Origin of the sequence: Kitasatospora indigofera, assembly GCF_014655955.1 — a bacterium.
Taxonomy (GTDB): Bacteria; Actinomycetota; Actinomycetes; order Streptomycetales; family Streptomycetaceae; genus Kitasatospora; species Kitasatospora indigofera.
Genome location: NZ_BNBO01000161.1, coordinates 1 through 994, shown reverse-complemented (window position 1 = coordinate 994; position 994 = coordinate 1). Strand labels below are relative to the sequence as shown.

The following is a 994-nucleotide window of genomic DNA, read 5'->3' as shown; positions in this document are numbered from 1 at the left end:
CCGGAGTCGATCACCGCCACGTCCACGTCGACCCGCTGGTCCAGGCCGTCGCCGGTCTTCAGGCCCGCATTGCCGGGGCCGAGCGTGCGGTTGGTGCCGTTGGGCGTGCTCTGGCCGTCGGCGTGGCCGACGGCGGAGGCCTCCACGTACTTGACGGCGGGGTCGGCCCGCAGCGCCCGGACCGCGCCCGGGGTCAGGTCGGCCGAGAAGCCGCTGAGCGCCGAACGGTAGACCGAGCGGAGATGCGTGCCGGCGGTGCTGTGGGCGAGCGCGGCGGGGTCGGCGGCCGCGGCCTCGTCCAGGACGACGAGGTAGCGGGCGCCCGGTTCCTGGGCGGCGGCGGGGGTGACGAGGCCGAGGCCGGTGACCGCCGTCAGCGCGAGACCGGCGAGTATCGCGGTGCGTTTCATGGGTTCTCCTGGTGGGGGCGGGAGTGCGGGGGCGTCCAGCGGGACCGGCACGGCGACGCCGGCGTGCCGGTCCCGGAGCCGTCGGCGGGTGGGGGTCCGCCGGCGGCCGTCCGACGCTGCTACCCGAGGTCGCAGGTCATGTAGTAGGGCTGCTTGACGCAGCTGACGGTCCTGCTGCCGCTGCCGGTGCCGCCCTTGTCGTCGGTGACGGTGAGGGTGGTGGTGTACCTGCCGGACGCGGCGTACGGGAAGGTGTGGTTGACGCTCTGCCCGCTGCCCGTGGTGCCGTCGCCGAAGTTCCAGCTGTAGGCGACGATCGTGCCGTCCGGGTCGTAGGAGTTCTGGGACTCCAGCACGCAGTTGCCGTTGACGGTGCAGAACCCGCCGACGGCCGCGACCGGCCTGTCGTTGTGGTTCGGCTCCAGCAGGCGGAAGGTGGTCCGGTTCCGGCCGGTGCGCCCGCTGCTGTCGGTGACGGTCAGCTTGACCGTCCAGGTGCCGTAACTCGCGTAGCTGTGGGTGGGCTTGACGCCGGTGCCGGTGGTGCCGTCGCCGAAGTCCCAGCTGTAGGCGAGGCCGGTGCC

General features: G+C 73.3%; 2 protein-coding genes. Both read right to left on the bottom strand.

Going from position 1 to position 994, the window contains the following annotated elements:
• Nucleotides 1-410, bottom strand: a 410-nt coding sequence (locus tag IE329_RS39945) for a protease inhibitor I9 family protein (protein ID WP_190215979.1), incomplete at its 3' end; no start/stop codon positions are given.
• Nucleotides 411-529: 119 nt separating this feature from the next.
• Nucleotides 530-994: PKD domain-containing protein (locus IE329_RS39940; protein ID WP_190215978.1), on the bottom strand; the 465-nt coding region annotated here is incomplete at its 5' end.